Source organism: Duganella sp. GW821-FHT07G03, from assembly GCF_059418605.1.
In genome coordinates this window covers 33,126-58,260 of record NZ_JBWKQE010000002.1, presented here as the reverse complement: position 1 = coordinate 58,260, position 25,135 = coordinate 33,126, and the positions used below count along the sequence as shown (strand labels likewise).

General features: G+C 65.4%; 24 protein-coding genes and 1 tRNA gene. 10 read left to right on the top strand and 15 right to left on the bottom strand.

Features of this window, described 5'->3' with window-relative positions; all coding sequences use genetic code 11:
- Window positions 1-11: 11 nt before the first annotated feature.
- The gene (locus AC07OK_RS04090) at window positions 12-1,196 is read left to right on the top strand and encodes an ABC transporter permease (protein ID WP_494689081.1); all 1,185 of its coding nucleotides are present in this window, start codon (window positions 12-14) and stop codon (window positions 1,194-1,196) included.
- A 1-nt stretch (window position 1,197) separates the two neighbouring features.
- Here the strand turns inward: AC07OK_RS04090 and AC07OK_RS04085 are convergent, their stop codons facing one another.
- The 5 genes from AC07OK_RS04085 to AC07OK_RS04065 all read right to left on the bottom strand — a co-directional run bounded on the left by AC07OK_RS04085 (window position 1,198) and on the right by AC07OK_RS04065 (window position 3,845).
- A complete protein-coding gene (locus tag AC07OK_RS04085; protein ID WP_494689080.1) occupies window positions 1,198-1,638 on the bottom strand; it encodes a hypothetical protein in 441 nt (146 codons plus the stop codon).
- 141 nt (window positions 1,639-1,779) lie between these two features.
- The gene (locus tag AC07OK_RS04080) at window positions 1,780-2,268 is read right to left on the bottom strand and encodes a glycine zipper 2TM domain-containing protein (protein ID WP_494689079.1); all 489 of its coding nucleotides are present in this window, start codon (window positions 2,266-2,268) and stop codon (window positions 1,780-1,782) included.
- A gap of 98 nt (window positions 2,269-2,366) precedes the next feature.
- Window positions 2,367-2,684: a hypothetical protein gene (locus AC07OK_RS04075; protein ID WP_494689078.1), complete on the bottom strand. Its 318-nt coding sequence runs from the start codon at window positions 2,682-2,684 to the stop codon at window positions 2,367-2,369.
- Window positions 2,685-2,755: 71 nt separating this feature from the next.
- On the bottom strand, window positions 2,756-3,466 hold the full coding sequence (locus tag AC07OK_RS04070) for a choice-of-anchor J domain-containing protein (protein WP_494689077.1): 711 nt from the start codon (window positions 3,464-3,466) through the stop codon (window positions 2,756-2,758).
- Window positions 3,467-3,760: 294 nt separating this feature from the next.
- Window positions 3,761-3,845 (bottom strand) — tRNA-Leu (locus AC07OK_RS04065).
- A gap of 32 nt (window positions 3,846-3,877) precedes the next feature.
- Between AC07OK_RS04065 and AC07OK_RS04060 the strand changes: the two genes are divergently transcribed.
- The 3 genes from AC07OK_RS04060 to AC07OK_RS04050 all read left to right on the top strand — a co-directional run bounded on the left by AC07OK_RS04060 (window position 3,878) and on the right by AC07OK_RS04050 (window position 5,037).
- Window positions 3,878-4,150, top strand: coding sequence for a hypothetical protein (locus AC07OK_RS04060; protein ID WP_494689076.1), 273 nt, complete (start codon window positions 3,878-3,880; stop codon window positions 4,148-4,150).
- 27 nt (window positions 4,151-4,177) lie between these two features.
- On the top strand, window positions 4,178-4,561 hold the full coding sequence (locus AC07OK_RS04055) for a gel scht (protein ID WP_494689075.1): 384 nt from the start codon (window positions 4,178-4,180) through the stop codon (window positions 4,559-4,561).
- A 62-nt stretch (window positions 4,562-4,623) separates the two neighbouring features.
- A complete protein-coding gene (locus AC07OK_RS04050) occupies window positions 4,624-5,037 on the top strand; it encodes a hypothetical protein (RefSeq protein ID WP_494689074.1) in 414 nt (137 codons plus the stop codon).
- A 139-nt stretch (window positions 5,038-5,176) separates the two neighbouring features.
- Here AC07OK_RS04050 and AC07OK_RS04045 read toward each other — a convergent pair whose 3' ends face one another.
- From AC07OK_RS04045 to hutC, 7 genes are all read right to left on the bottom strand, one after another.
- Window positions 5,177-6,901, bottom strand: a complete 1,725-nt coding sequence (locus AC07OK_RS04045; RefSeq protein ID WP_494689073.1) for an ArnT family glycosyltransferase — start codon at window positions 6,899-6,901, stop codon at window positions 5,177-5,179.
- Window positions 6,902-7,015: 114 nt separating this feature from the next.
- Complete coding sequence (locus tag AC07OK_RS04040) at window positions 7,016-7,285, bottom strand: type B 50S ribosomal protein L31 (protein WP_116991849.1); 270 nt, start codon at window positions 7,283-7,285, stop codon at window positions 7,016-7,018.
- 282 nt (window positions 7,286-7,567) lie between these two features.
- Entirely contained in the window at window positions 7,568-8,830 is a 1,263-nt protein-coding gene (gene rho, locus AC07OK_RS04035) for a transcription termination factor Rho (RefSeq protein WP_026334025.1), read from the bottom strand.
- Between the two features lie 120 nt (window positions 8,831-8,950).
- Window positions 8,951-9,277 carry a thioredoxin TrxA gene (trxA, locus tag AC07OK_RS04030; RefSeq protein WP_020701014.1) on the bottom strand — a complete coding sequence of 109 codons (327 nt, stop codon included), beginning with the start codon at window positions 9,275-9,277 and terminating at the stop codon, window positions 8,951-8,953.
- Window positions 9,278-9,496: 219 nt separating this feature from the next.
- On the bottom strand, window positions 9,497-9,913 hold the full coding sequence (locus AC07OK_RS04025) for a response regulator (RefSeq protein ID WP_494689072.1): 417 nt from the start codon (window positions 9,911-9,913) through the stop codon (window positions 9,497-9,499).
- 9 nt (window positions 9,914-9,922) lie between these two features.
- Window positions 9,923-14,209, bottom strand: coding sequence for a PAS domain S-box protein (locus AC07OK_RS04020; RefSeq protein ID WP_494689071.1), 4,287 nt, complete (start codon window positions 14,207-14,209; stop codon window positions 9,923-9,925).
- A 104-nt stretch (window positions 14,210-14,313) separates the two neighbouring features.
- The gene (gene hutC / locus AC07OK_RS04015) at window positions 14,314-15,036 is read right to left on the bottom strand and encodes a histidine utilization transcriptional repressor HutC (protein ID WP_020701017.1); all 723 of its coding nucleotides are present in this window, start codon (window positions 15,034-15,036) and stop codon (window positions 14,314-14,316) included.
- 149 nt (window positions 15,037-15,185) lie between these two features.
- Here hutC and ada point away from each other — a divergent pair, with 149 nt between their 5' ends.
- Window positions 15,186-16,292 (top strand): bifunctional DNA-binding transcriptional regulator/O6-methylguanine-DNA methyltransferase Ada, encoded by a 1,107-nt coding sequence (ada, locus tag AC07OK_RS04010; RefSeq protein WP_494689070.1) that lies wholly within the window; start codon window positions 15,186-15,188, stop codon window positions 16,290-16,292.
- 8 nt (window positions 16,293-16,300) lie between these two features.
- Window positions 16,301-17,203 carry a 2OG-Fe(II) oxygenase gene (locus AC07OK_RS04005; protein WP_494689069.1) on the top strand — a complete coding sequence of 301 codons (903 nt, stop codon included), beginning with the start codon at window positions 16,301-16,303 and terminating at the stop codon, window positions 17,201-17,203.
- Here the strand turns inward: AC07OK_RS04005 and msbA are convergent.
- On the bottom strand, window positions 17,188-19,014 hold the full coding sequence (gene msbA / locus AC07OK_RS04000; protein WP_494689068.1) for a lipid A export permease/ATP-binding protein MsbA: 1,827 nt from the start codon (window positions 19,012-19,014) through the stop codon (window positions 17,188-17,190). The genes AC07OK_RS04005 and msbA overlap by 16 nt on opposite strands.
- A 201-nt stretch (window positions 19,015-19,215) precedes the next feature.
- Here msbA and AC07OK_RS03995 point away from each other — a divergent pair, with 201 nt between their 5' ends.
- Genes AC07OK_RS03995 through AC07OK_RS03985 form a run of 3 tightly spaced genes read left to right on the top strand, consistent with a single transcriptional unit; the run spans window position 19,216 to window position 22,601 of the window.
- The gene (locus tag AC07OK_RS03995; RefSeq protein ID WP_494689067.1) at window positions 19,216-19,647 is read left to right on the top strand and encodes a type 2 periplasmic-binding domain-containing protein; all 432 of its coding nucleotides are present in this window, start codon (window positions 19,216-19,218) and stop codon (window positions 19,645-19,647) included.
- A 35-nt stretch (window positions 19,648-19,682) separates the two neighbouring features.
- Complete coding sequence (locus tag AC07OK_RS03990) at window positions 19,683-20,846, top strand: hypothetical protein (protein ID WP_494689066.1); 1,164 nt, start codon at window positions 19,683-19,685, stop codon at window positions 20,844-20,846.
- Between the two features lie 60 nt (window positions 20,847-20,906).
- Window positions 20,907-22,601 (top strand): amidohydrolase, encoded by a 1,695-nt coding sequence (locus tag AC07OK_RS03985; protein WP_494689065.1) that lies wholly within the window; start codon window positions 20,907-20,909, stop codon window positions 22,599-22,601.
- Window positions 22,602-22,614: 13 nt separating this feature from the next.
- Here AC07OK_RS03985 and AC07OK_RS03980 read toward each other — a convergent pair whose 3' ends face one another.
- On the bottom strand, window positions 22,615-22,911 hold the full coding sequence (locus AC07OK_RS03980) for a type II toxin-antitoxin system RelE/ParE family toxin (RefSeq protein ID WP_494689064.1): 297 nt from the start codon (window positions 22,909-22,911) through the stop codon (window positions 22,615-22,617).
- Window positions 22,908-23,132 carry a TA system antitoxin ParD family protein gene (locus AC07OK_RS03975; RefSeq protein WP_494689063.1) on the bottom strand — a complete coding sequence of 75 codons (225 nt, stop codon included), beginning with the start codon at window positions 23,130-23,132 and terminating at the stop codon, window positions 22,908-22,910. The genes AC07OK_RS03980 and AC07OK_RS03975 overlap by 4 nt, the downstream gene beginning before the upstream one ends.
- A gap of 299 nt (window positions 23,133-23,431) precedes the next feature.
- Here AC07OK_RS03975 and hutU point away from each other — a divergent pair, with 299 nt between their 5' ends.
- Window positions 23,432-25,135: a urocanate hydratase gene (gene hutU / locus AC07OK_RS03970; RefSeq protein ID WP_494689062.1), complete on the top strand. Its 1,704-nt coding sequence runs from the start codon at window positions 23,432-23,434 to the stop codon at window positions 25,133-25,135.

Here is a 25,135-nt window from a genome sequence, read left to right as displayed (position 1 = left end):
CGTTTCGCTCGATGATGGCGAACCGCCTGCGCACGCTGCTGACCATGCTGGGCATCATCATCGGCATCACCTCGGTGGTGCTGCTGCTGGCGGTGGGCGACAGCATGAAGCGCTTCATCGCCAAGGAGCTCGAGCAGCTGGGCACGAATATGCTGTTCATCTCGCCCGGCGGCGACCGCGCGCAGCAGCAGCGCCTGCGCAGCGGCGCGGCGCCGGCCCTGACCATGGCCGACGCGGCGGCGCTGAACGCGCTGCCGTCGCTGGCCGGCGCGGCGCCGGTGCTGCAGGGCGGCTTCAACCTGGCGGTCGGCAACGAGAACGCCTCGAAGACGGTGCACGGCGTGACGCCGGCCATGTTCAAGATCCGCGGCTGGAAGATCGACAAGGGCAGCGCCTTCAGCGACGCCGACGTGCGCGCCGCCTCGCGCATGGTGGTGATCGGCAAGAAGATCGCCGACCAGTTCTTCTACAAGGTCGACCCGCTGGGCAAGTACATCCGCATCGAGAACGTCTCGTTCCAGGTGGTGGGCGTGCTGTACGGCGAGGGCAAGCAAGTCGACGGCGGCGACCTGGCCGACTACGTGCTGGTGCCGATCACGGCCTCGGCGGCCAGCCTGGTGCGCTTGCCCTTCCCCGGCAATGTGCATTACGTGGTGGCGCAGGGCAAGTCCGGCGGCAATCTGCAGGACGCCATCCAGGACATCAATGAAACCTTGCGCGACCGCCACCACATCAAGTTCGAGCAGCCGGACGATTTCCGCATCGACAACCTGGCCTCGTTCGCCGAGACCGCGCAAAAGATCAGCGCCGGCCTGGCGGCCCTGCTGGGTTTGATCGGCGCGATTTCGCTGATCGTCGGCGGCATCGGCATCATGAACATCATGCTGGTGTCGGTGACCGAGCGCACCCGCGAGATCGGCATCCGCATGGCGATCGGCGCCAAGCCGCGCGACGTGCTGTTGCAGTTCCTGACGGAGGCGGTGGTGATCTGCCTGGTGGGCGGCGTGTTCGGCATCCTGCTGGCCACCGGGGCGGCGACCGCGATCACCTCGACCGGCAAGTTCGACGTGTTCATCACCTTGCAGGCGGTGGTGGTGGCGTGCGGCTTCTCCAGCCTGGTGGGGGTGTTCTTCGGCTTCTACCCGGCGCGCCGGGCGTCGAAGCTGCTGCCGGTGGACTGCCTGCGCTACGAATAGCTTAGTAGTCGAACTTGCTACTGCGCGGGGAGGTCTTGAAGAAGGAGGGGGCGGTTTCCTTTTCCTTCTGTTCCAGTTCGCGGCGCTGTTTCGCCTCCAGCTTTTGCTGGGCGATGCGCTCGTTGTGCTCGTCGATGCGCTGCTGCATGGCGCGCCCCTGCTTGCTGTTTTGCAGCAGGCTGAACTTTTGCAGCATGGCGGCCGCCCACAGCAGGAAGATCACCAGCAAGGACAGCAGATAGCCGGCCTGCCAGGCGCCGTAGTTCTGGCTGATGATGGGGAACAGCGGACTGGCGTCCTCCAGCCAGCCCTGGCCCAGCACGCCGCAGATCGCCGCCAGCACGCCCAGCGCCGAGGTCTTGACGATCAGCCAACGGCTGGCCTTGACGCGCTGGTTCCAGAAATGTCGCAAGTCTTCGTGTGGGTCGGTGGCGGTGGTCATGACGATCGTGAGTGTGGCGGTAGGGCGGCAGGTATTATGTCATATTTTCCAATGAGAAACTAAATCCGGCTTTGCGCCGCCGCAAACACCACGGCCCGGTCCCCTGTGCGGGGCCGGGCCGTGGTGCTGCGCGGGGCGGGCTTAGTTCTTCTTGGCGATCTCGTTGCCGACGTAGGCGCCGCCGACCGCGCCGGCGATGGTGGCCGCGGTCTTGCCCTTGCCGCCGCCGACCTGGTTGCCGATCAAGCCGCCGACCACCGCGCCGATGCCCATGCCGAGCGGGCTGTTCTGTGCCACCGGTGCCGGGGCCGGCGCCTGGGCCACTGGCGCCTGGACGCTGTCGCCGTCGTTGTTGACGTGGCGCACCTGCGGCGTCACGTGATGCACGGTGCGGTGCTCCGCCACCGGCTGGCGGTATTGCTGCGTAGCTTGGGCGGCCAGTGGCGCGCCAGTTGGCGGCGCCGAGTTGGCGAGTGCAGGCGTGGTGGCCGGCGGGCTGGTGTCGGGGGTGGCGTGCGAGCTTGGCAGCAGGCCGGCGATCGACGCGGCGCCGACCAGGCTGACCAGCGTCAGCGACACGGCGGCGACGGCCATCATTGGGTGGATGCGGGTGGTTGGGGTGGTCGTCATTTTTGTTCTCCTGGGTTGCGCCACAGTGGCGCTTGTACCTATAACGAGCTGGAGAGCAAAGCTGGTGACGCAGAAAGTGTTTCCAGAGTAAGCAGATGTTACGGCGCGCCGTGGGCGGCGCTGCGGCGTTCCAGCCATTCGCGGCCGCCGCTGGCGAGCGCCTTGGCGATGACGGCGGGCGGCAGGCTGTAGACCGTGGCCCAGCTGGCGCGGCCGTCGCCGGTGTTGGACGGGAAGCTGTTGACCTCCACCGGCCAGTGGTATTTGCGCTTGAGCGTCTTGACGATGGCGGCCAGCGAGGTGCGTCCTTGCAGCGGCGGCGCGCCGGTCTGGTCGGCGTCGGAGATCAGGATGGCCAGCACGGCGCCGCGCGCGGTCAGCGGGCCGGGGAATTTGGGGAGTTTGGCGGGTGGCATCTCGCCATTCTAGCGGAACAGGCCGGCGCGGCGGCGGCAGCCTGCCTCGCCAGCCTGCCGGGGCTTGCTGCTTAAGCCGTCTTGGCCTTGCGCTTGCGTGCCAGGCCGACCAAGCCCAGGCCGGCGCCCAGCATCAGGTAGGTGCTCGGTTCCGGCACGGCGGTGATCGACACAGTGTCGAGGCCGATATAGTTGGAGCTGGTGCCGTTCGGGCCGCCGTCAGCGAGCGAATAGTGGAACGCGAAGGCGCCGCTGGTGGCGCCGGACAGGCCGTTCAGCGTCACGCTGTACTTGGTCCAGGCTTCCGGATAGACGTTGGCGTCCTGGCCGGGATTGACGGACAGCAGCAGCGAACTGAACGAGCCGACGCTGTCGGCCGTGCCGCCGACATTGGCGCCGCCGACGTTGCTGAAGCGCACTTCCAGGCGGTCGGGGAAGATCGAGTGTTCGACGGTGCGGGTGTAGAACGACAGGGTGTCGCCATTATGGTAGGTCGAGGTTGGCATGATCAGCCAATTGCTGATGGCCGACACGTCCTTGCCGCTGGTCCAGCCGGCGCCGATGTAGGACGCGGCCGCGCCCTGCTGGGCAGCGAACACGGCAGGGTTACCCTGGAACCAGTTGACGTCGCCCCGTGGATCGCTGTTGTTGACGACCGTCCAGCCGCCCGGCACGCCGCCGTCGAAATTTTCGCTCAGCGCGTTGGCCGACGCGGCGCCCGCGCTCAAGGCCATGGCCAGCAACAGGGTGGACATCACAGCAGGTTTAAACGATACAGCCATTTCTACACCTCCATCAAACTATCGAAAGAATACCGGCGGGCCCCCGCCGCACCGGGCCACGCAATCCTGTACAGGCGGGTTTGCGTGAAATGACGATAGCATATGCATAATGGAAATATAGAAACCGGAATAATCTTGCATATGGTTTATGCCGTTTTAGCGGGAAACTACACTGAAGCGGTCCAGTGGCTGTTGTTTCGCAAGCTCATCGAGGCGGCTGTGGGCGGCGCCGGCGCCAGGCAATAAAAAACCCGCTATGCCTGGCGGGCATAACGGGTTTTTTACGGTATTGGGTGGTGCCGGGAGCCGGAATCGAACCGGCACGCCTTGCGGCGCGGGATTTTGAGTCCCGTGCGTCTACCTATTCCGCCATCCCGGCAACGCGACCCGCATTATCACTGATTTGCCTGCATGTCGCAAGCCATCGCGCGGAATTTTTATATTTGTGCAAGGTTTGGGCAGCTATTCCCCGCCATCGCAGAGGAATTTGGCCGGATTGCCGGCGCCGATAGCGTTCGTCCGTGGGCGCCGAGGCGGCGGCGCCGTTCATCGCGTTTTTTTACGCTTGGCGCACGCGGATTTGCCGCTCGTCGCATACGCCTGATCTTGCGCAAAGTCTTTGTTAATCTGCATCTGTCTACCGCTGATTCGAAAAATGCAGCGGTGGCTCCCCGGCAGTTTTAATGACTCAATACCCTTACGGAGCACACCATGAAAACTACACTCTTCGGCCTCGTCGCCGCACTGGCCTTCGCCGCCATCCCGGCCGCCCATGCGGACGACACCAGCGTTCAGATCAAAGGCGACCACAAGCGCATCCATATGATGCAGGAAGACTTTGCGGACTACAAAAATTCGTATCAGTTGTCCAATGGCCAGGTCCTGAAATTCAGCCAGCGCCAGGCCCACTTCTACGCCCAGCTCGACAAGGGGCAGCGCGTGGAAATCTACCCGATCGCCAAGGACCAGTTCATCAGCGACGCCGGCACCCGCTTTGAATTCAGCGATGAAGCCGAGAACGTCGGCGTGGCCAACTTCGGCCGTCTGCCACTGGCCCAGGCCACCGGCGACACCATCGTCATGGCCCGCCGTTAAGCCTAGGCAACTCAGCACATCGGGCATGCTGCCCACCCTAAAAAATTGATTGGAGCAAGACCATGAAGACCACTCTGTTGAGCCTGGCTGTAGCCGCCGCTTTGTCCATCGCCGCCGTGGCGTCCGCCGCGCCGGCCTCCGCCTCCGCCTCCACCGAGGCCGCCAGCGAAAGCGTGAAGATCAGCGCGACGCGCTACCACATGGAGCCGCGGGAGTTCGCCGACTACCAGTCCTCCTACCATCTCAGCAACGGCGACACCCTGCGCTTCACGCGTCAGGTCGGCCGTTTCTACACCGAGATCCAGGGGCAGGCGCGGGTGGAAATCTTCGCGGTGGGGCCGGCGGAATTCATCACCCGCAACGGTTCGCGCATGGCGTTCGGCGACGACGGCGACACGCTTACCGTCAGCAACTACGAACGTCTGCCGATGACGGCCCAGCTGCCGGCCAACACCATCGTCATGGCCAAGCGTTGATGACGGGCCAATCGGCGCAGGGTCCCGCACCCGTCGCGCCGCATTCCGGGCAGTGCCGGCTTGAGCTGGATGACCAGCTCGGCCGGCGCTCAGTGCCGCAGCACCCCTCCGGCCGTATCGGCCACTCCCATTCCTTGGACTAATCAGCGCGGCGGTACAGGCGGAATCGTTCGTCGCGGTCGGCCGGACGCCGGCCTTCCCACAGCAGGCGCCATTGCTGGTCGCGGTAGCGCGCCGGAAGCTCGCGCTCGTCGCGCAGCTTGATGCTGTCTTGCAGCAGCAGCAGGTCGCAGCGGTCGCTTTCGACGCCGGCAAACGGCAGTTGGGCGTAGTAGGCGAACGAGGCGCGCTGGGCCGGGCCGACATTGGTTTCGATGCAGCGCGCGCCGGCCGGCAGCTTCTCGGCGATCTGGTGCGCCACGCTGGCGTAGCTCTTGCTGTAGTTGACGTCCGGCAGGAACAAGGTCATCAGCAAAATCCAGATCAGGATCAGGCCGCCGGACGACAGCACCACGGCGCGCCACAGTACGGCCGGCTGGCGCGAGATGCGCCAGTGCACCAGCGCGAACCAGCCGGCGGTGGCGGCCAGCGCCACCAGCAGCGCGATCCAGCCCAGCTCGGGATGGAAGCCGGGCACCAGCTTGAGCGCGTTCTTGGCGGCCTTGGCCGGCCAGCCGGTCAGCTTGGCGATCCAGAACAGCCAGATCACGGCCGCGCACAAGGTCAGCGCCATCACCGAGAACCAGTCGATGGCGTTGATGGCGCCGCGCTTCATGGTCAGTAGGCCGAACGCGGCCATGATGGCCAGCGGCGGCAGCAGCACCAGCAGCTGTCCCTGCTCGGGCTGGCCGTTGAACAGCGTTAGCAGCGCGCCCATGGTGACGAAGGCCAGCGGCACCACGATGTGCAGCGCGCGGCGCTGGCGGCGCCAGGCCCACACGGCCCAGCCGGCGAACGGCCACGCCGGCCAGAAGAACCAGACGCCGACGCGGAAGAAGAATTTGAGCGACAGCGCGCTCGGCAGGTCGAACAGGTTGAGGTTCCACGCCAGCCAGGCGTTCAGCGGCAGCTGGTGGTAGGGTTGCAGCAGCTGCGCCGGCAGCAGCCACAGCGCGGCCACAGCGCCGCCGACGGCGATGGTGGCGCCCAGGTCGCGCATCGCGCGGATGGCGGGCTGGTCGAGGAAACGGGTGCAGGCGAACAGGGCCAGCATGAGGAACACCGGCGTGACCCAGCCGCGCGTCAGGGTCAGCAGGCCGACCGCCAGGCCGCTGAGGGCGGCGTTGCGCAGCGACGGGCCTTCCACGTAGCGCACGGTACGGTACAGCAGCAGCGCCACCAGCGACACTTGCAGCGCCTCCGAGGTGGTCTCGTGGCTGTGCAGCAGCAGGCCCAGGCAGCCGAGGTAGAGCAGCACGGCGGCGTCGGCCAGGGTGCGGCCGAAGTCGTTCGGTTCGGGCTGGCCGCCGAAGGCCAGGCGCAGCGGTTGCGCATCCTGGCGGCGCCCCAGGTTAAAGGTGGCGTACCACAGCGACAGCACGCCCAGCAGGAAGACGCCGACGGTGCCGACGCGGGCCGCCAGCACATCGCCCATCAGCCAGCCGAACAGCTTGATGCCAAGCGCGCCCAGCCAGAACGCCAGCGGGCCTTCGTCCGGCATCGACAGGCCGGCGATGTTGGGCCACAGCCAGTCCTGCCAAGTGCCGTGCGCCATGGTCCACATGATGCCGAAGCTGGCGGCGTCGTCGTTCTTCCATGGATCGCGGCCGATCAGGCCAGGCAGGATGTACAGCAGGCCCAGGGCGAACAGCGCCCAGCGCGGCAGTGCCAGGGTAGCGGCGGCGGGAAGACGGACTGGCTTCATCGATCGGTATGCAAGTGAGAGGTGAACGGGAGTATGAAGGAAAACCGGCGGCCGGCGAGGCGAACAAACAAAAAAAGCAGCCAGAGGCTGCTTTTTTGTTCATCGCGGCGAAAATCAGCCTTGTGCGACTTGGGTCTTCGAGCCAACTGCGCCGAATTTCTGGCGGAATTTCTCAACGCGGCCAGCGGTGTCGACGATCTTGTGCTTGCCGGTGTAGAACGGGTGCGATTCAGCCGATACCTCGATCTTGATCAGCGGGTATTCTTTACCGTTGTGCTCGATCTTTTCGCGGGTCTGGATGGTCGAACGGGTGACGAATTTGAAGTCGCACGACAGGTCGTGGAACACAACTTCGCGGTATTCTGGATGGATTTCTGGTTTCATTTTGAAGCCTTCGGTTAGTTAGGTAGCCAAACAGCACTTCGTCGGTCGGTCCAGCTTCTTGACCCGATTGCCGCTCACTTGCCAGAGTTAAAGTTGATGCGATCGGCGATTATACCGGCGTTAACGCAAACAGGCAACCACGGAGGTTGCCTGTTTGTCATGATGCACTTCGCTTTTACTACCCCGGCATCGCGCGGCGGTTAAAACCGCTCGCAGCGAGGCGCCCCGACGAAGACAGTGCGAATAGCACGGCTAGGAGGGGCAACGAAGCTGTGGGCGGTTTTAACCGCCGCGCCGCATCATGTCGAAGAACTCACCGTTGTTCTTGGTGGCCTTCATCTTGTCGAGGATGAACTCCATCGCTTCGATCTCGTCCATCGAGTACAGCAGCTTGCGCAGGATCCAGATCTTCTGCAGCTGGTCCGGCTTGATCAGCAGTTCTTCGCGGCGGGTACCCGATTTGTTCAGGTTGATCGCCGGGTAGACGCGCTTCTCGGCCAGGCGGCGCTCCAGGTGCACCTCCATATTGCCGGTACCCTTGAATTCTTCGTAGATCACGTCATCCATGCGCGAACCGGTTTCGATCAGCGCGGTGGCGATGATGGTCAGCGAGCCGCCTTCCTCGATGTTACGGGCGGCGCCGAAGAAGCGCTTGGGACGTTGCAGCGCGTTGGCGTCCACGCCACCGGTCAGCACCTTGCCAGAGGCAGGGATCACGGTGTTGTAGGCACGCGCCAGGCGGGTGATCGAGTCCAGCAGGATGATCACGTCCTTCTTCATCTCGACCAGGCGCTTGGCTTTTTCCAGCACCATCTCGGCGACCTGCACGTGGCGGGTGGCCGGTTCGTCGAAGGTCGAGGCGACCACTTCGCCGCGCACCGAGCGTTGCATCTCGGTCACTTCTTCCGGACGTTCGTCGATCAGCAGCACGATCAGCGTGCAGTCCGGATGGTTGGCGGTGATCGCGTGCGCGATGTGCTGCAGCACCACCGATTTGCCGGACTTCGGCGACGCCACCAGCAGGCCGCGCTGGCCCTTGCCGATCGGCGCGATCAGGTCGATGATGCGGCCGGTGATGTTCTCGCTGCCGTTGATGTCGCGTTCCAGGCGCAGCGGCTCGTTCGGGTGCAGCGGCGTCAGGTTCTCAAACAATATGCGGTGCTTCGAGGCTTCCGGCGATTCGCCGTTGACCTTGTCGACCTTGACCAGCGCGAAGTAGCGCTCGCCATCTTTGGGGGTGCGCACTTCGCCCTCGATCGAATCGCCGGTGTGCAGGTTGAAGCGGCGGATCTGCGACGGGGAAATGTAGATGTCGTCGGTGGACGCCATGTAGCTGGCGTCGGGCGAGCGCAGGAAGCCGAAGCCGTCCGGCAGCACTTCCAGGGCGCCGTCGCCGAAAATCTGTTCGCCGGTCTTGGCGCGCTTTTTCAGGATCGCAAACATCAATTCCTGTTTGCGCAGACGCGCCGCGTTATCGATATCAAGACCGATGGCCATCTCCAGCAATGCCGAGACGTGTAAGGCCTTTAATTCAGATAGATGCATATGTGTTGAGTGTCCCGTGACGGGAAAGTAAAGGTAGGGGAGGGAACTGCGTGGTTGTCTCTGTTATGAAACGGCGCCGCGGGCGCGGCACCGTTTTTGTCCAGCGTAATACTATCTTACTTAGATATTGCTGTCGATGAAAGAGGTCAGCTGGCCTTTTGCCATGGCGCCAACCTTTTGCGCGGCGGCGACGCCGTTCTTGAACAAGATCAGGGTCGGGATGCCGCGGATGCCGAACTTGGCAGGCACCGCCTGGTTGGCGTCGACGTCCATCTTGGCGATCAGGATCTTGCCGTCGTATTCCTTGGCCACTTCTTCCAGGATCGGGGCGATGCTCTTGCAAGGACCGCACCATTCGGCCCAGAAGTCGACCAGCACCGGGCGGTCGGATTTCAGGACGTCGGCGTCAAAAGAACTGTCGGTGATGTGTTTGATGTTTTCGCTCATATATTCCTCTATCGAGGTCTGTTGGGGTCAATAACGCCTGGGGATTATGCCATGTTGTCCGCAATCGCCTTCAACGTTGCCGGTTACAGGCAGCAGATGGTGGCCAATTGCGCGAATTCAATGTCTTGGAAGGGATGGCAACAAGGTCGGCAGGCGGGGATGGCGTAAATAATAACCCATTTTTTAGAAATGTGCGGCAGATTGTCAAAACCATCTAAACTATTTGGCATTGTTGTCTAGCAGCGGCCCTGGCTGGGCCTGGCAGCGGGTTGCGGCGCGGGCCATCAGCGCGGCCAGGGTGTCGCTCGCCAGCGGCTTGGCGCAGGCGTCCAGGATCGCCAGTCCCTGCGCCTCGGCCAGGCGGGCCGCGGTCTTCAGCACGGCGCCGTCCACCCCCGACAACAGCACCACGCAGCCGCGGTATTGCTGCGCCGCCGCAAGGCGCAGGAAGTCGATGCCGTCCATCACCGGCATGCTCAAGTCGCAAATCAGCAACTCCGGCGGGCGCAGGCGCAGCTCCACCAGCGCGCGGCGGCCGTCGGTCTCGCGCAGCACCTCGTGCGGCCCGAGGCCGGCGATCATGTCGGCCAGCACGTCCAGCATGAATTTGTCGTCATCGAGCAGCAGTATCCGCATGGTCTTGCCCTAGTTATCGTCGGCGAAAGTGGTATTGGTCATGATTTGTTCGGTGATCTGTTCCAGCAGCGGCCACAGCTGCGCGAGGATGGCGCGCGCCCGCTGCGCCGCCCGCTCGGGCGGGGCGTCGGCCGGCAACTGCTCGATCTCGAGCATCAGCTCGCCCATGCCCAGCGCGCCGACGGTGCGCGCCGGCGACTTCAGGCGGTGGCCCAGCTCGCGCACCCGCGCCAGGTCGCCCCGTTGCAGCGCCTGCTCCAGCTGGCTCAGGCCGTCCTGGGTGTTTTGCAGGAACTTGAAGGCGAACTTGCGCACCTTGTGGGGATGATAGCCCAGCAGCTTGGCCAGGATCGACAAATCGATCACGGCCGGGTCGCCGCCCAGCGTGGTCTTGAACAGCGGACGCGGCGCCACGGCCGGCGCCGCACGCGCGGCGTCGTCATCGCTGCGCTCGGGCAGCCAGTTGGCGATGGTCTGGTACATCAGCGCCGGCTGGATCGGCTTGGAGATGAAGTCGTCCATGCCGGCCTCGATGCAGCGCACCCGGTCCTCGTTGGTGGCGGTGGCGGTCATCGCCAGCACCCGCATGTCGGCCAGGCTGGGGTCGGCGCGGATGCGGCGCGTCGCTTCCAGGCCGTCCATCAGCGGCATCTGCACGTCCATCAGCACGCAGTCGAACACGGTCTGGCGCAGCAGCTCCAGCGCCTCCATGCCGTTGGCGGCCAGGCACACCGAGGAACCGACTTCCTCCAGCATCTCCAGCGCGATCTGCTGGTTGAAGGTGTTGTCCTCGACCAGCAGGATGCGGGCATCCTTCAGCGCCGCCATCACCGCCGCGCTGCGCGAGAAGGCCAGCAGCTCGGCGGCGGCGTCCTTGACGCGGTCGATCAGCGCCGGCACCGTCGCGCTGGAAATGCCCAGCCGCGCGGTGAACCAGAAGGTGCTGCCCAGGCCCGGCCGGCTGCGCACGCCGACGTCGCCGCCCATCAGCTGCGCCAGCTGCTTGCAGATCGACAGGCCCAGGCCGGTGCCGCCGTATTCGCGCGTGGTCGAGGTGTCGGCCTGCTGGAACGACTGGAACAGCTTGTCGATCTCGGCTTCCGACAGGCCGATGCCGCAGTCGCTCACCTCGAAGCGCAGCAGGCAGCCATGGGCGTCGCCCACCACCTGGCGCACCCGCACTTCGATCCGGCCCTTCTCGCTGAACTTGATGGCGTTGTTGGCGTAGTTGATCAGCACCTGGCCGAGGCGCAGCGGATCGCCGCGCAGCACCTTGGGCAGCGTGGGGTCGAGGTCGAACACCAGTTCCAGGTCGCGGCTGGCCGCCTTCGGCGCCACCACCGTGGTCAAGGTCTGGATCACGTGGTCGAGCGCGAAGTCGACCTGCTCGATCTCCAGCTTGCCCGCCTCGATCTTGGAGATGTCGAGGATGTCGTCGATGATGCCCAGCAGGTGCTCGCCGGCGAAGCGGATCTTTTCCAGGTAGTCGCGCTGGCGCGGATCGAGGTCGGTCTTCAGCGCCAGGTAGGCCATGCCGATCACGCCGTTCATCGGGGTGCGGATCTCGTGGCTCATATTGGCCAGGAACTGGCCCTTGGTCTGGCTGGCCTCCTCGGCCAGCATGCGCGCCTGGTTCAGCTCATCGGTGCGGATCGCCACCCGCTCTTCCAGGTGTTCGTTCAGTTCGCGCAGCTGGTCTTCGCCGCGCTTGCGGTCGGTGATGTCGGTCAGGCTGGCCACCACCAGCGGCACCACGCCGCGCTCGTCGGGTATCGGTTCGGCGTTGACCGACAGCCACAGCACGTCGCCGCTGGCCAGGCTCACGCCCATCACCACGTCGCGCACCGAGACGCCGGTGACGATGGCCTGCTGCACCGGATGGCTGGCGACGTCGAACGGCGTGCCGTCCTCGCGCACGCCGCGCCACAGGCGGCCGCCGTCGACCTCCAGCGCGTGCGCCAGCATGTGCGCGGCGGCGGCGTTGCTTTCCAAAATAAAGCCGTCGCCGTCTATCATCACCAGGCCGTTGGTGACGGTGTTGAAGATCGACGCCAGCCGCTGGCCGGAGCTGCGCAGCGCGCTGTCGGCGCGGCGCCGTTCGGTGATGTCGGTCAGCATCGCCAGGGTGCCGGCGTAGTGGCCGGCGTCGGAGTTGATGACGGTGGTCGACAGCAGGCACCACACCACGCTGCCGTCGCGCCGCCGGAAGCAGACGTCGCCCTGGCAGGCCTCGCCGGCCAGGCGCCGTTGCAGGTGCTGCTTGAGCAGCGCATGGCCGTCGTCGTCCATGAAGTCGGTCATGGCGCGGCCCAGCATCTGCTCGACGTCGTAGTCCAGCATGCGCGCCATGGTCGGGTTGACGAAGCTGGTGCGGTCGTCGGCGCCGGTCATCCAGATGCCTTCGGCGGCGGTCTGCACGATCAGGCGGTAGCGCTCGGAGCTGGCGTGCAGCGCTTCCTCGGCGCGCTGGCGCTGGGTCATGTCGCGCAGCGCCATCACCACCAGCTCCTGGCCGGCCAGCATCACCGGCGCGATGTGCACCATCGCCGGGAAGCTGCTGCCGTCGGCGCGGATCGCGCTCAGCACCCGGCCCGGCAGGTTGGGGCGCGAGAACAGTTCGCGCGTGCGGCCGTTGCTGCGCATGGCCTCCGGCGCCAGCTGCTCGACCGAGCGCCCGGCCATCGTGCCCTCGTAGCCGAAGCTGCGGGCGCAGGCCGGATTGGCGTAGCGCACCCGGCCGCTCTTGTCGGCGATCAGCATGGCGCCCGGCGTGGCGTCGACCACGGCGCACATGCGCGCCTCCTCGGCGGCGGCGCGCTCGCTGATGTCGGCCATGGTGCCGGTGGCGCGCAGCGGCCGGCCGGCGGCGTCCCGTTCGACGATCATGCCGCGCGCCAGCACCCAGATCCAGCCGCCGTCCTTGGTGCGCATGCGGTGTTCGCTGAAGATCTGGTTGTTCAGTTCCGAGCTGCTGGCCTGGTGGTCCTGGATGCTGCGTTCGACGCGCGCCTGGTCGTCCGGGTGCACGTGGACCAGCCACTGTTCCAGCGTCGGCGCGAATTCGCCGGCGCCGTAGCCCAGCAGCGCGCCGTAGCGCGGCGACAGCATCAGCGCGCCGGTGTCGAGCCGCCATTCCCACATGCCTTCGCCGGTGCTCTCCAGCGCGAAGCTGGCGATGCGTTCGGCGTCGCCCAGTTCCGCGCGCGCCGTGCGCAGCGCCGCCGCCTGCCGCCGCAGGCGCCACAGGCCGGCCGCCGTCAACAGCAGCAGCAGCGCCGCCGCCAGCGCGCCGGTGTAGCGCAGCAGGCGGTCGCTGGCCTGCGGCTGGTACAGGAAGCCGTCCAGCTTGAACTCGGCCGGCAACATGCCCTGCTCGATGTAGGCGCGGGCGATGGCGCGCCAGCGTTCCGGGTTGCTGTAGCCGAGTTCGATCAAGCCCTGTTCCAGCAGCGGCGCGATGTGCTGGGCCTCGTACATCAGGTGTTCGCGGCTGTGGCGCTCGGGATAGCGGGCCCGTATCAGGTCGGCGATCTCGCCCGGATGCGCCATCGCGTAGCGCCAGCCGCGCAAGGTGGCGTCGCGCAGCGCCTGCGCGCGCAGCGGGTGTTCGCGCAGTTCGCTTTCGCTGGTGTACAGCAGGTCGCCGTAGAAGTCGTCGCCCAGCGAGCGCGCCGACAGGATCTCGTAGCCGATGTTGTGGCGTTCGAGCAGATACGGCGCTTCGGTGATGTAGATCGACATGGCGTCGACCCGGCCTTCGAGCAGGTCTTCGGTATTGAAGCTGTGCACGGCCGGCACCAGGCTGTCGGAGCGCACGCCGAGTTTCTTGAGAAAGATGAGCAGTTCTTCGTTGTTCGGCGCCAGCATCACGCGGCTGCCGGGCCAGGGCCGCGGCTTGCCGTCGGCGCCGTGGCGCACCAGCAGCGCGCTGGCCGAGTGCTGGAAGATCGAGGCCAGCACCACCACCGGCTGGCCGCGTCCGCGCGCCACCAGCAGCGAGGTGTTGCCGACGCCGTACTGGGCGCGGCCGTCGAGCACGGACTGGATGGGATCGACGCCGGGGCGGGCTTCCAGCAGCGTGACGTCGAGGCCGACGTCGCGGTAGTAACCCTGGTCCTGGGCCGCGTAGTAGCCGGCGAACTGGAACTGGTGCATCCATTTGAGCTGGATGCTGACCTTCTCCGCCGCCTGGGCGCCAGCCAGGCTGCCGGCCAGCACGAGCGCAACCGCCGTCAGGCTGCGTGGCAGACGGCGCCAGAAGAGGGTCCGGCCGGACCTGGGACGGCGGTGCGACAAGAGCTTCCCTTTCAATCCGCAAGGCATTGCTGGTATTTGTGCTGTGGCCGGGCAACTATAGCATCGACGGCTTGCCTGTAGTCGACTAAGTTGTAAAGGAACTTCTACTGCGCGAAGCTGCCGGCGAACTGGTAGCGGTGGCCGGGGTGCCACATGGTGGCGATCGAGGCGACCTGGCCGTTGGAACGGGTCTGGCGCTTGAGCACCAGGCAGGCTTGCCTGGTGTCGATGGCCAGCATCTCGGCGATGTCGCGCGGGGCGGCCAGCGCTTCGATGCTGTAGCTGGCGCCTTGCAGCGGGGCCGATTTCATCAGGTATTCGTTGGGGGTGATGGCGGCGTAGTCCTGCTCCATGTAGTCGGGCGCGCACAGCGGATTGGCCCAGCGGTCCTCGACCTGGATCGGCACGCCGTTTTCGAAGTGCACGATCACCGAATGGAACAGCAGATGGCCGGCCGGCAGCTCGAACTGCTTGGCCATCAACTCGCTGGCCTTGACCCGCTCCAGCTGATGCAGGCTGCTGCGGTGGGCGTGGCCGCGGGCGCGGATCTCGTCGGCGATGGATTTGATTTCCAGCAGCGTGGCCTGGTACTTCTGCTGCGCGACGTAGGTGCCGGAGCCCTGGCGGCGGGTCAGGATCTGGTCGGCGGTCAGCTCGCGCACGGCGCGGTTGACGGTCATGCGTGACACGCCGAACTGCTTGACCAGCGCCTGCTCGGACGGGATCACGTCGCCTTCCTTCCAGGTGCCGGCGGCGATCTGCGCCACCAGGTAATCCTTGATGCGCTGGAATATGGGGGTGGTGTCTTGCAGGGCTTGTTCGTCCAAACGGTTTCTCCGAGGGCGCGCCTGGCTGGCGGCAGGAGGACATTTTAGCATCGCGTGCCGGCCCGACGTACAATCTGGAATTCAAAAGCAAGAGCCGGAGTGCGTCGCGGCGCGGCGCTGGATAGGATGGCTGCATTCCTTATCCGATCATGGAGTCTGAGATGGGCAAGACAGCAAATAAAGAAGTGACGCGCACCGCCTACCAGGGCGACGAACTGCGCTGGGCCGCCGTGCGGCAGCGCGACGCCGGCGCCGACGGCGAATTCTGGTACTCGGTGCGCAGCACCGGCGTGTACTGCCGGCCGTCGTGCGGGGCGCGTCCGGCGCTGCGCAAGAACGTGGCCTTCCACGACAGCCGCGAGGCGGCCGAGCAGGCCGGCTTCCGACCCTGCCTGCGCTGCAAGCCGGACCAGCCGCCGCTGGTCGAGCGCCAGGCCGCCATCGTGGCGCAGGCCTGCCGCCTGATCGACGCCGCCGCCGCCGACGCCGAGACCGCGCCGGACCTGGACAGCCTGGCGACGGCGGTCGGCGTGAGCCGCTTCCATTTCCACCGCATGTTCAAGGCGGTGACGGGGATTACGCCCAAGGCCTACGCCAACGCCCAGCGGGCGCGCCGCATGCAGGACGGGCTGGCGCGGCAGGCCACGGTGACGGACGCGATGTACGCGGCCGGCTACAACTCCAGCGGACGGTTCTACGCGCAGTCGCCGTCGGTGCTGGGCATGACGCCGACCGCCTTCCGCGCCGGTGGACGCGGCGCGCAGATCCGCTTCGCCATCGGCGCCTGTTCGCTGGGCGCGATCCTGGTGGCCAGCACGGAGCAGGGCATCTGCGCGATCCTGATCGACGACGATCCCGATGTGCTGGTGCGCGATCTGCAGGACCGCTTCCCGAAGGCGGAGCTGATCGGCGCCGAGCCGGAATATGAACAGGTGGTGTCGCGCGTGGTCGGCATGGTGGAGCGGCCGGAGATCGGCCTGGACCTGCCGCTCGATGTGCGCGGCACCGCCTTCCAGCAACGTGTATGGCAGGTGCTGCGCGAGATCCCGGCCGGGCGCACGGTCAGCTATGCGGAACTGGCGGTGCTGGTCGGCGTGCCGAAGGGCGCGCGCGCGGTGGCCGGGGCGTGCGCGGCGAACGCGCTGGCGGTGGCGATACCGTGTCACCGCGTGGTGCGCAACGATGGTTCGATCTCCGGCTACCGCTGGGGCGTGGACCGCAAGGCCGCGCTGCTGGACCGGGAGGCGGGCAAATGAAAGGTGGAATGCAAAACAGCGAGTTCGATTTCGGCGGCGGCGCGGCCGAGCGCAAGCCACGCAAGACGCTGCCGGTGAGCGTGGCGCCGCCCGCCGACAGCGCCACCCCGGCCGATGCCGACGCTGCCGCCCAAGCCGCCGCCAACGCGCTGGCGCTGGCCAACGCCCGCAAGGCGGTCGGCGCGGCGGCCGGCATCGCGGTGCACGTGGCGGGGTTGGACTGGCAGGCCATCGCCGATGAGTTGAACGCGCACGGCTACGCCATCGTGCCCGGCATGCTAAGCGCCGACGAATGCATCGCCACGGCGGCGCAGTACCGGCAAGCCTCGCTGTTCCGCAGCCGGGTGGTGATGGCGCAGCACGGCTTTGGCAGCGGCGAGTACCAGTACTTCCGCTATCCGCTGCCGTCGATGATCTCGGCGCTGCGGCAATCGCTGTATGGCCCGCTGGCCGACATCGCCAACCGCTGGCATGAGCTGATGGACATGGAGGCGCGCTTCCCGCCCGACCATGCCGACTTCCTGGCGCGCTGCCACGCCGCCGGCCAGCAGCGTCCGACGCCGCTGATGCTGCAATACGGCGCCGGCGACTACAACTGCCTGCACCAGGACCTGTACGGCGAGCACGTGTTCCCGCTGCAGGCGGCGATCTTGCTGAGCCAACCGGGCAAGGACTTCGAAGGAGGGGAGTTCGTGCTGACCGAGCAGCGCCCGCGCATGCAGTCGCGGGTGGAGGTGGTGCCGCTCAAGCGCGGCGACATGGTGATCTTCCCGGTCAACCACCGGCCGGCGCAGGGCGCGCGCGGCGTCTACCGGGTCGCCATGCGGCATGGCGTGAGCCGGATCCGCGCCGCGCAGTCAGCTCCAACCGCGAGGCATACGCTGGGACTGATTTTTCACGACGCCACCTGAACGCTCTTCTGCGTTTGATACAGGCGGGCGTAGATGCCGTGCTGCGCCAGCAGCGCCTCGTGGCTGCCCACTTCGGCGATGCGGCCGCCGTCCAGCACCACGATGCGGTCGGCGTTTTCGATGGTCGACAGACGGTGCGCGATGACCACCGTGGTGCGGCCCTGCATCAGCACCTCCAATGCCGCCTGCACCAGGCGTTCCGATTCCGTGTCCAGCGCGCTGGTGGCTTCGTCGAGGATCAGGATGGGCGCGTTCTTGTACAGCGCGCGCGCGATCGCCAGGCGCTGGCGCTGGCCGCCCGACAGCCGCAGGCCGTTCTCGCCGACCGAGGTGAGGTAGCCGTTGGGCTGGCGTTCGATGAATTCGTGCGCGTGGGCGGCGCGGGCCGCCGCCTCGATGCGCTGCATCGACGGCTCCGGATCGCCGTACGCGATGTTGGCCGCCAGCGTGTCGTTGAACAACACCACATCCTGGCTGACCAGCGCGATCTGCTGGCGCAGGGAAGCCAGGGTGTAGTTGCGCAGGTCGACGCCATCGAGCGTGATGCTGCCGGCGCTGACATCGTAGAAGCGCGGCAGCAGGCCGGCCAGCGTGGTCTTGCCGCTGCCCGAGCTGCCCACCAGGGCCACCGTCTCGCCGGCGGCGATGTCGAGCGACACGCGGTCCAGCGCCGGCTTGGCGTCGGCGTCCGTGCTGTAGTGGAAGCTGACTTCCTCCAGCGCCAGGCGGCCGACGGCGCGCTCCACTTTCTTGGTGCCGGTGTCGGCTTCGGCCTCGGTGTCGATCAGGCCGAACACGGATTCGGCGGCGGCCAGGCCGCGCTGCATTGGTTCGTTAATCTTGGTCAGGTTCTTGATCGGCGACTGCATCGCCATCAGCGACGACATGAAGGCCACGAAGGCGCCCGGCGTCAGCGCGCCGGCCTGCGCGCGCAGCAGCGCGAAGTAGATCACCGACGACAGCGTGGTGCCGATCAGCAGCATGATGATGCCGGAGTTGAGCGCCGACGTCGCCGCGTGCTTGACGGCCAGCTGGCGATTGAGCTTGACCACGCCGTCGAAGCGGGCCTGTTCGTACTTCTGGCCGCCGAAGATCTTGACCACGCGCTGGCCGCTGATGCTTTCGTCGAGCACATTGGTCAGGTAGCCCATGGCCGCCTGCGCGCTCTTGCTCAGGTGGCGCATGCGGCGCCCGGCGAAGGTGACGATGATCGCGACCATCGGCAGCAGGCCAAGGCAGAACAGGGCCAGTTGCCAGTCGACGATGAACAGCGTGGCCAGGTAGCCGATGGTGGCGACCGAATCGCGCACCGCGACGTTGACCACGGTGAGGCCGGCCTGCGCCACCTGGGCGGCGTCGAAGGCCACGCGCGACAGCGTGGTGCCGGTGGAGGATAGATCGAAATAGCCGTTCGGCAGGCGCATGATGCGGGCGAACATCAGCTCGCGCAGATTGGCCTGCACCCGGCTGCTGAGCCACGCGGCGCCGTATTCGCCGGCGAAGCTGGAAAACATGCGCATCACGGCCAGCCCGAAGATCACCGCCGGGATCGACCACAGCGCCGCGTTGACCGGATCGTGCGGCAGCAAATGCTTCAGCCATCCCTGCACTTCGGCCAACAGGCCGGCGGTGGGACGAACGGCGGCCAGGTTGTGGTTGGGAGCCAACGCGTCTACCACGTTTTGCAACTGTTGGATCAACATCACGTCGGTGGCGGCGGCCAGGCCGACCGCGAACAGGGTGACGACGCCGATCCAGGCGTAGGGGCAGAACTGCTTGAGCAGGCGTAAGTAAAGTAGTCGGCTGGACACGAGAGGTGCTTATCGGGCGGCAAAGACTGCATTGTAACCGGCTTGCCCGGCCGCGAACGCAAGGCAGGGCGTTGTTCTATCGAAACATCCTGGGTCAGGAAAACCTTTACCTGGTAAAAAATTACTATGATGCAAAAAAGCGCGAGCTAGAATGCATTCGCACGGTGATAGTTTCCTTCTGTACTAATCCAGAGAGGTGATATGGATCTGCAATTGCTCTTTACGCGGCGGCGCCTGGCGCTGCTGCTCGCCGCGGTGACGCTGGGTGGCGCGACGCTGACGGCGCAGGCCGAACTGGCCATCATCGTCAATCCGCAAAACCCGGCCACGCGCATGTTCCCGTCCCAGGCGGCGCAGTTCTTCCTCGGCGGCTCGGTGCAGTTCACGCCGGTGGAACAGGCGGAAAATTCGCCGCTGCGCGCCGAGTTCTGTAAAAAAGTGCTGGAGAAGTCGCCGGCCCAGGTCGAGGCCATCTGGTCCAAGATCGTCTTCACCGCCAAGGGCAAGCCCCCGAAGGAATACAAGAGCAGTGCCGAAGTCAAGAAGGCGGTGGCCGACAACGTCAACGCCATCGGTTATATCGAAAAATCGGCGGTGGACGACACGGTCAAGGTCGTGGCGATCGTTCCTTGAACTGGCGTGTCCTTCCCTCTACTGGAGTCTGCTCAATGAAAAAAACACTGATAGCGATGGCACTGGCCGCGCTGGCCGGCCTGGCCGGCGCCACCGACCTGACCGACGACGGCACGCTCAAGCTGACCGGTTTCTACAACCTGACCGGCGCCCGCGTGCTGAGCGGCAAAGCCCAGGGCAGCGGCACGCCGTGGGACTACATGCAGTGGAAATGCCCCTGCACGGTACAGAACTGGGAATACGCGGCCGTCTACGAACGCAGCGAGGGCTGGCAGTTCAACCAGGAGTCGTCGGTCGGTTTCCAGCTGAAGAAGGAGTTCTCGCCGACCCTGTCGGCCACGGCGCAGGTGCTGGTGCGCGCCCACAATCCCGGCCACGGCCTGAAGCCGACGCTGGACTGGGCCTACCTGACCTGGCAGCCGTCCGCCGATTCCGCCTGGACCTTCCAGGCCGGCCAGTTCCGCATTCCGCTGTACTACTACAGCGATTACCTGTACATCGGCTATGCCTATCCGTGGGTGCGGCCGGCGCCGGACGTCTACGGCTGGCCGATCTACGCCTACCAGGGCGCCAACGCCAGCTACCGCACGCAGCTGGGGCAATCCGACTGGGCGGCCACCTTCCACATGTGGGCCGGCGGCTACACCCAGCACAACGACACCTACGACACCCAGATCTACTACGCCACGCCGACCCATGAATCGTGGAAGAGCATGGTGGGCGGCTATGTGTCGGCCAACAACGGCATCTTCGACGTGCGCGCCATGCTGATGCACTACAAGGACTCGACCTGGCAGGACAGCCCGGCGGGCAAGGTGTTTTTCGTGGAGGACCAGAGCACCCGCATCGCCGGGCTGTCGGCCAACGTCGACTACAAGAACTGGCTGGTCAAGTCCGAGCTGGATCGCTACGAGCAGGTCGACCTCGGCAAGGGGCTCAACAACGTCTACAAGTACGCGCTGGTCGCCGTCGGCTACCAGTACGAGGCGTGGACGCCGATGTACACCTTCTCGCGCTACACCACCATCAACGAGCCTATCGAAGCGCGCAACACGCAGTACCTGTCGCTGCGCTGGGATTTCCGCAAGAACACCGCGCTCAAGGTGCAGTACGACGTCAGCAAGGACAAGTCGCACTACAGCTATCCGTTCTTCGGCGACTCGCGCCTGTTGTCGGTGTCGCTGCAAGGCTTGTTCTAGACGTTGCGTTCGGCGGGTTGTGCGCTACACTCTGTTCTTGCTTCCGAATGGAGAGTATCGATGCGCACATCCCGTTTTTCGCCCGCCCCGCTGGCCGCCGCCGTCAGCCTGGCCCTGTCCACCGTGCTGCCGCTGGCGCGGGCCGACACCATCATCGACCACGCCAACGGCTATACGCTGAACGCGGCCGGCACCTTGCAGCGATTCAGTTCGCTGGCCTTCGATGACCTGGGCCGCATCGTCGCGGTGGGGAGCGAGCGCGAGACGGCGATCCGGCTGCCGAAGGCGGAGCACATCGACGTGCAGGGCAAGACCCTGCTGCCTGGCCTGATCGACGCCCACGGCCACGTGTTCGAGCTGGGCGAAATCACCTCCGGCGTGGAGCTGTTCAGCGCCACCTCGCTGGGCGGGGCGGTGCGCGCGGTGGCGGAGTTCAGCCGCACGCACCCGAAGAACGCCTGGGTGATCGGCTTCGGCTGGAACCAGGAAGTGTGGAAGCTGGGCCGCTTCCCGACCGCCGCCGAACTCGATGCGGTGGTGGGCGACCGCCCGGTGCTGCTGCATCGGGTCGACGGCCATGCCATCTGGGTCAACACCAAGGCGCTGGAAATGGCCGGCGTCGGCAAGGATACGCCGGACCCGAAGGGCGGCAAGATCGAACGCGACGCCTCCGGCAAGCCGAGCGGCGTGCTGGTGGACGCGGCGATGGAGCTGGTCGCCAAGGTGGTGCCGCTGGCCACGCCCAACGAGGCGCGCGCCATGCTGGACAACGCGCTGGCCGCACTGGCCAAGGTTGGCCTGACCAGCGTGCACGACGCCGGCATCAAGGTGGTGCAGGACGACTTGTATCGCGACTATGCCGACCACGGCAAGCTGACCACCCGCGTGTACGCGATGATCGGCGACACCACGGCCGATTTCGACGAGCTGTCCAAGGAAGGTCCGCTCAAATCCTATGGCAACGATGTGTATGCGCTGGCCGCCGTCAAGCTGTACTCGGACGGCGCCCTGGGCAGCCGCGGCGCGGCCTTGCTGGCGCCGTACAGCGACATGCCGTCGACCAGGGGCCTGCTGTTCTATCCGAACGCCGAGATGCTGGCCAAGATGAACAAGGCCATGAAGGCCGGCTACCAGGTCAACGTGCACGCCATCGGCGACGCCGGCAACCGCCAGATCCTCGACGCCTACGCGCAGCTGATCCCGAAATATAACAACGTCGAACTGCGCCACCGCATCGAGCATGCGCAGGTGGTGGCGCTGGAGGACATCCCGCGCTTCAAGGCGCTGGGCATCATCCCGTCGATGCAGCCGACGCATGCGACCTCGGACCAGAACATGGCCGAGCAGCGCGTGGGGCATGAGCGCATCAAGGGCGCGTATGCGTGGCGCACCTTCCTCGACCAGGGTTCGCGCATCGCCTGCGGTTCGGACTTCCCGGTGGAGTCGCCGAATCCGTTCGAAGGCTTGCATGCGGCGGTCACGCGGCAGAACAACGCCGGTGTGCCGGCCGGCGGCTGGTACAAGAACCAGGCGATGACGCTGATCGAAGCGTTCCGCTGCTTCACGCTGGATGCGGCCTACGCGGCGCACCAGGAAAACGTCATCGGCACGCTGGAGCCGGGCAAGTGGGCCGACTTCATCCTGATCGACCGCGACCTGTTCAAGGTGCCGGCCGAGCAGATCGGCAAGACGCAGGTGCTGCAGACCTGGATGGGCGGCAAGCGGGTGTACAAGAAAGACAAGCGGCCGGATTAAGCACCGCTGTTCCCTAATTTTGTCGCTTCAATTCTGCATAGAAATTCTCATGCGAGCCTAAGCTCAGGAGTACTACCGAAATCGGCTGGAATTTAGTGGGGTGTAGCTGATACGCGAGCAGAATCTCCTGCTTGTTAATCTTGAACTTGTGCACAAAAATTCCGGCCAGATCACCTTTCTTTTCCTCCCCGATGGTTGGATCGGTGGCGATCGCCTTCACCGCTCTATCTACGATGGCCTTATCTTTGGCGCGGAGCTTTTTGACGGTCTTTATAAAATTCGGGGTGACAAGAACGTCAAGCACAGTCATGTCCCGAACTGATATGGCGTGAGCATGCCGGCCTTAGCCTCTTGAGTGGCAAGCAAGGTATCTTTGATGAACTGGAGCGGCAAACCGGGGTTTTCATCGACAGCCTTTCCCAGTCGCGCCCAGTACTCGATCTGCTTGGGAATCGAACGGTGCTCGGCCGCAGCATGTGGCTTAGCCATTTCGACTAGCTCGTCTGATAATTTCAAGGAAATCGCCATCATGTCACCTCTAAGTAGTAGGTGTTAACGTGCCACTTATTGCGACCTTTTGCAACCATTTTGACGTGAAATCGCCTCTGAAACTGATCGGCGCAAAATATTCGGCATGTGCAGGCGTATGCTGGCAAGATATCAAGCGCTGATGACCTATTTGACAAGCTCAGGAATTATTCGTTCCCCTCGCACCGCTTAAAAACTGATTGACTTGGTTGTATATACAACTTATCCTTTGAGGATGCGCTGGCCGTGCGTGCGTTGTTGCGTGCTTGGCCGGTCCCACTCACTCAGGAGCAGGAGCCACCATGACGACCCATTTAGACAGCGATCCACGTTTTGACGCCAGCCGCGAAATCCGCGCCCCCCGCGGACCGGAGCGTACCTGTAAAAACTGGGGCGCCGAGGCGGCCTACCGCATGATCCAGAATAATCTGGACAAGGAAGTGGCGGAAAACCCGAAACACCTGGTGGTCTACGGCGGCATCGGCCGCGCGGCCCGCAACTGGGAATGTTACGACCAGATCCTGGCCTCGCTGCGCGAGTTGGAAGACAATCAAACCCTGCTGATCCAGTCCGGCAAGCCGGTCGGCGTGTTCCAGACCCACGAAGACGCGCCGCGCGTGCTGATCGCGAACTCCAACCTGGTGCCGAAGTGGGCCAACTGGGAACACTTCAATGAACTGGACCGCAAAGGCCTGTTCATGTATGGCCAGATGACGGCCGGCTCGTGGATCTACATCGGCACCCAGGGCATCGTGCAGGGCACCTTCGAGACCTTCGCCGAAGCGGGCCGCCAGCATTTCGGCGGCGACCTCAAAGGCCGCTGGGTGCTGACCGCAGGCCTGGGCGGCATGGGCGGCGCGCAGCCGCTGGCCGCGACCATGGCCGGCGCCGTGTCGCTGACCATCGAATGCCAGCAGAGCAGCATCGACTTCCGCCTGCGCACCCGCTACCTCGACAAGCAGGCCGCCAGCATCGACGAGGCGCTGGAGATGATCAAACTGCACAAGGCCAATGGCGACGCCATCTCCATCGGCCTGCTGGGCAACGCGGCCGACGTGCTGCCGGAGCTGGTGCGCCGCGCCAAAGCCGGTGGCGTCGTTCCGGACATCGTCACCGACCAGACCTCCGCGCATGACCTGATCAACGGCTACCTGCCGCAAGGCTGGACCGTCGAGCAGTGGAAGGCCGCGCAGCACGACGCCGCGCGCCACGAGGAACTGAAGGCCGCCGCCACCGAAGGTTGCGCGGTCCACGTGCAGGCGATGCTGGACTTCCAGACGCTGGGCGCCAAGGTCGTCGACTACGGCAACAACATCCGCCAGGTGGCGTTCGACCACGGCGTCAAGAACGCCTTCGATTTCCCTGGCTTCGTGCCGGCCTATATCCGTCCGCAGTTCTGCGAAGGCCGCGGCCCGTTCCGCTGGGTGGCGCTGTCCGGCGACCCGGAAGACATCTACAAGACCGACGCCAAGATCAAGGAGCTGTTCCCGCACCACGCCAACGTGCACCGCTGGCTGGACATGGCGCGCGAACGCATCGCCTTCCAGGGCCTGCCGGCGCGTATCTGCTGGCTGGGCCTGGGCGAGCGTCACATCGCCGGCCTGGCCTTCAACGAGATGGTGCGCAACGGCGAGCTGAAAGCGCCGGTCGTCATCGGCCGCGACCATCTGGACACCGGCTCCGTCGCCAGCCCTAACCGCGAAACCGAAAGCATGAAGGACGGCACCGACGCCGTCTCCGACTGGCCGCTGCTGAACGCGCTGCTCAACACCGCCGGCGGCGCGACCTGGGTGTCGCTGCACCACGGCGGCGGCGTGGGCATGGGATACTCGCAGCACTCCGGCGTGGTGATCGTGGCCGATGGCACCGACGCCGCCGCCAAGCGCCTGGCGCGCGTGCTGGTCAACGACAGCGGTTCGGGCGTGATGCGTCACGCCGATGCGGGATACGAGACGGCCATCGCCTGCGCCAAGCGCAACGGCCTCAATCTCCCAATGATTAAATAA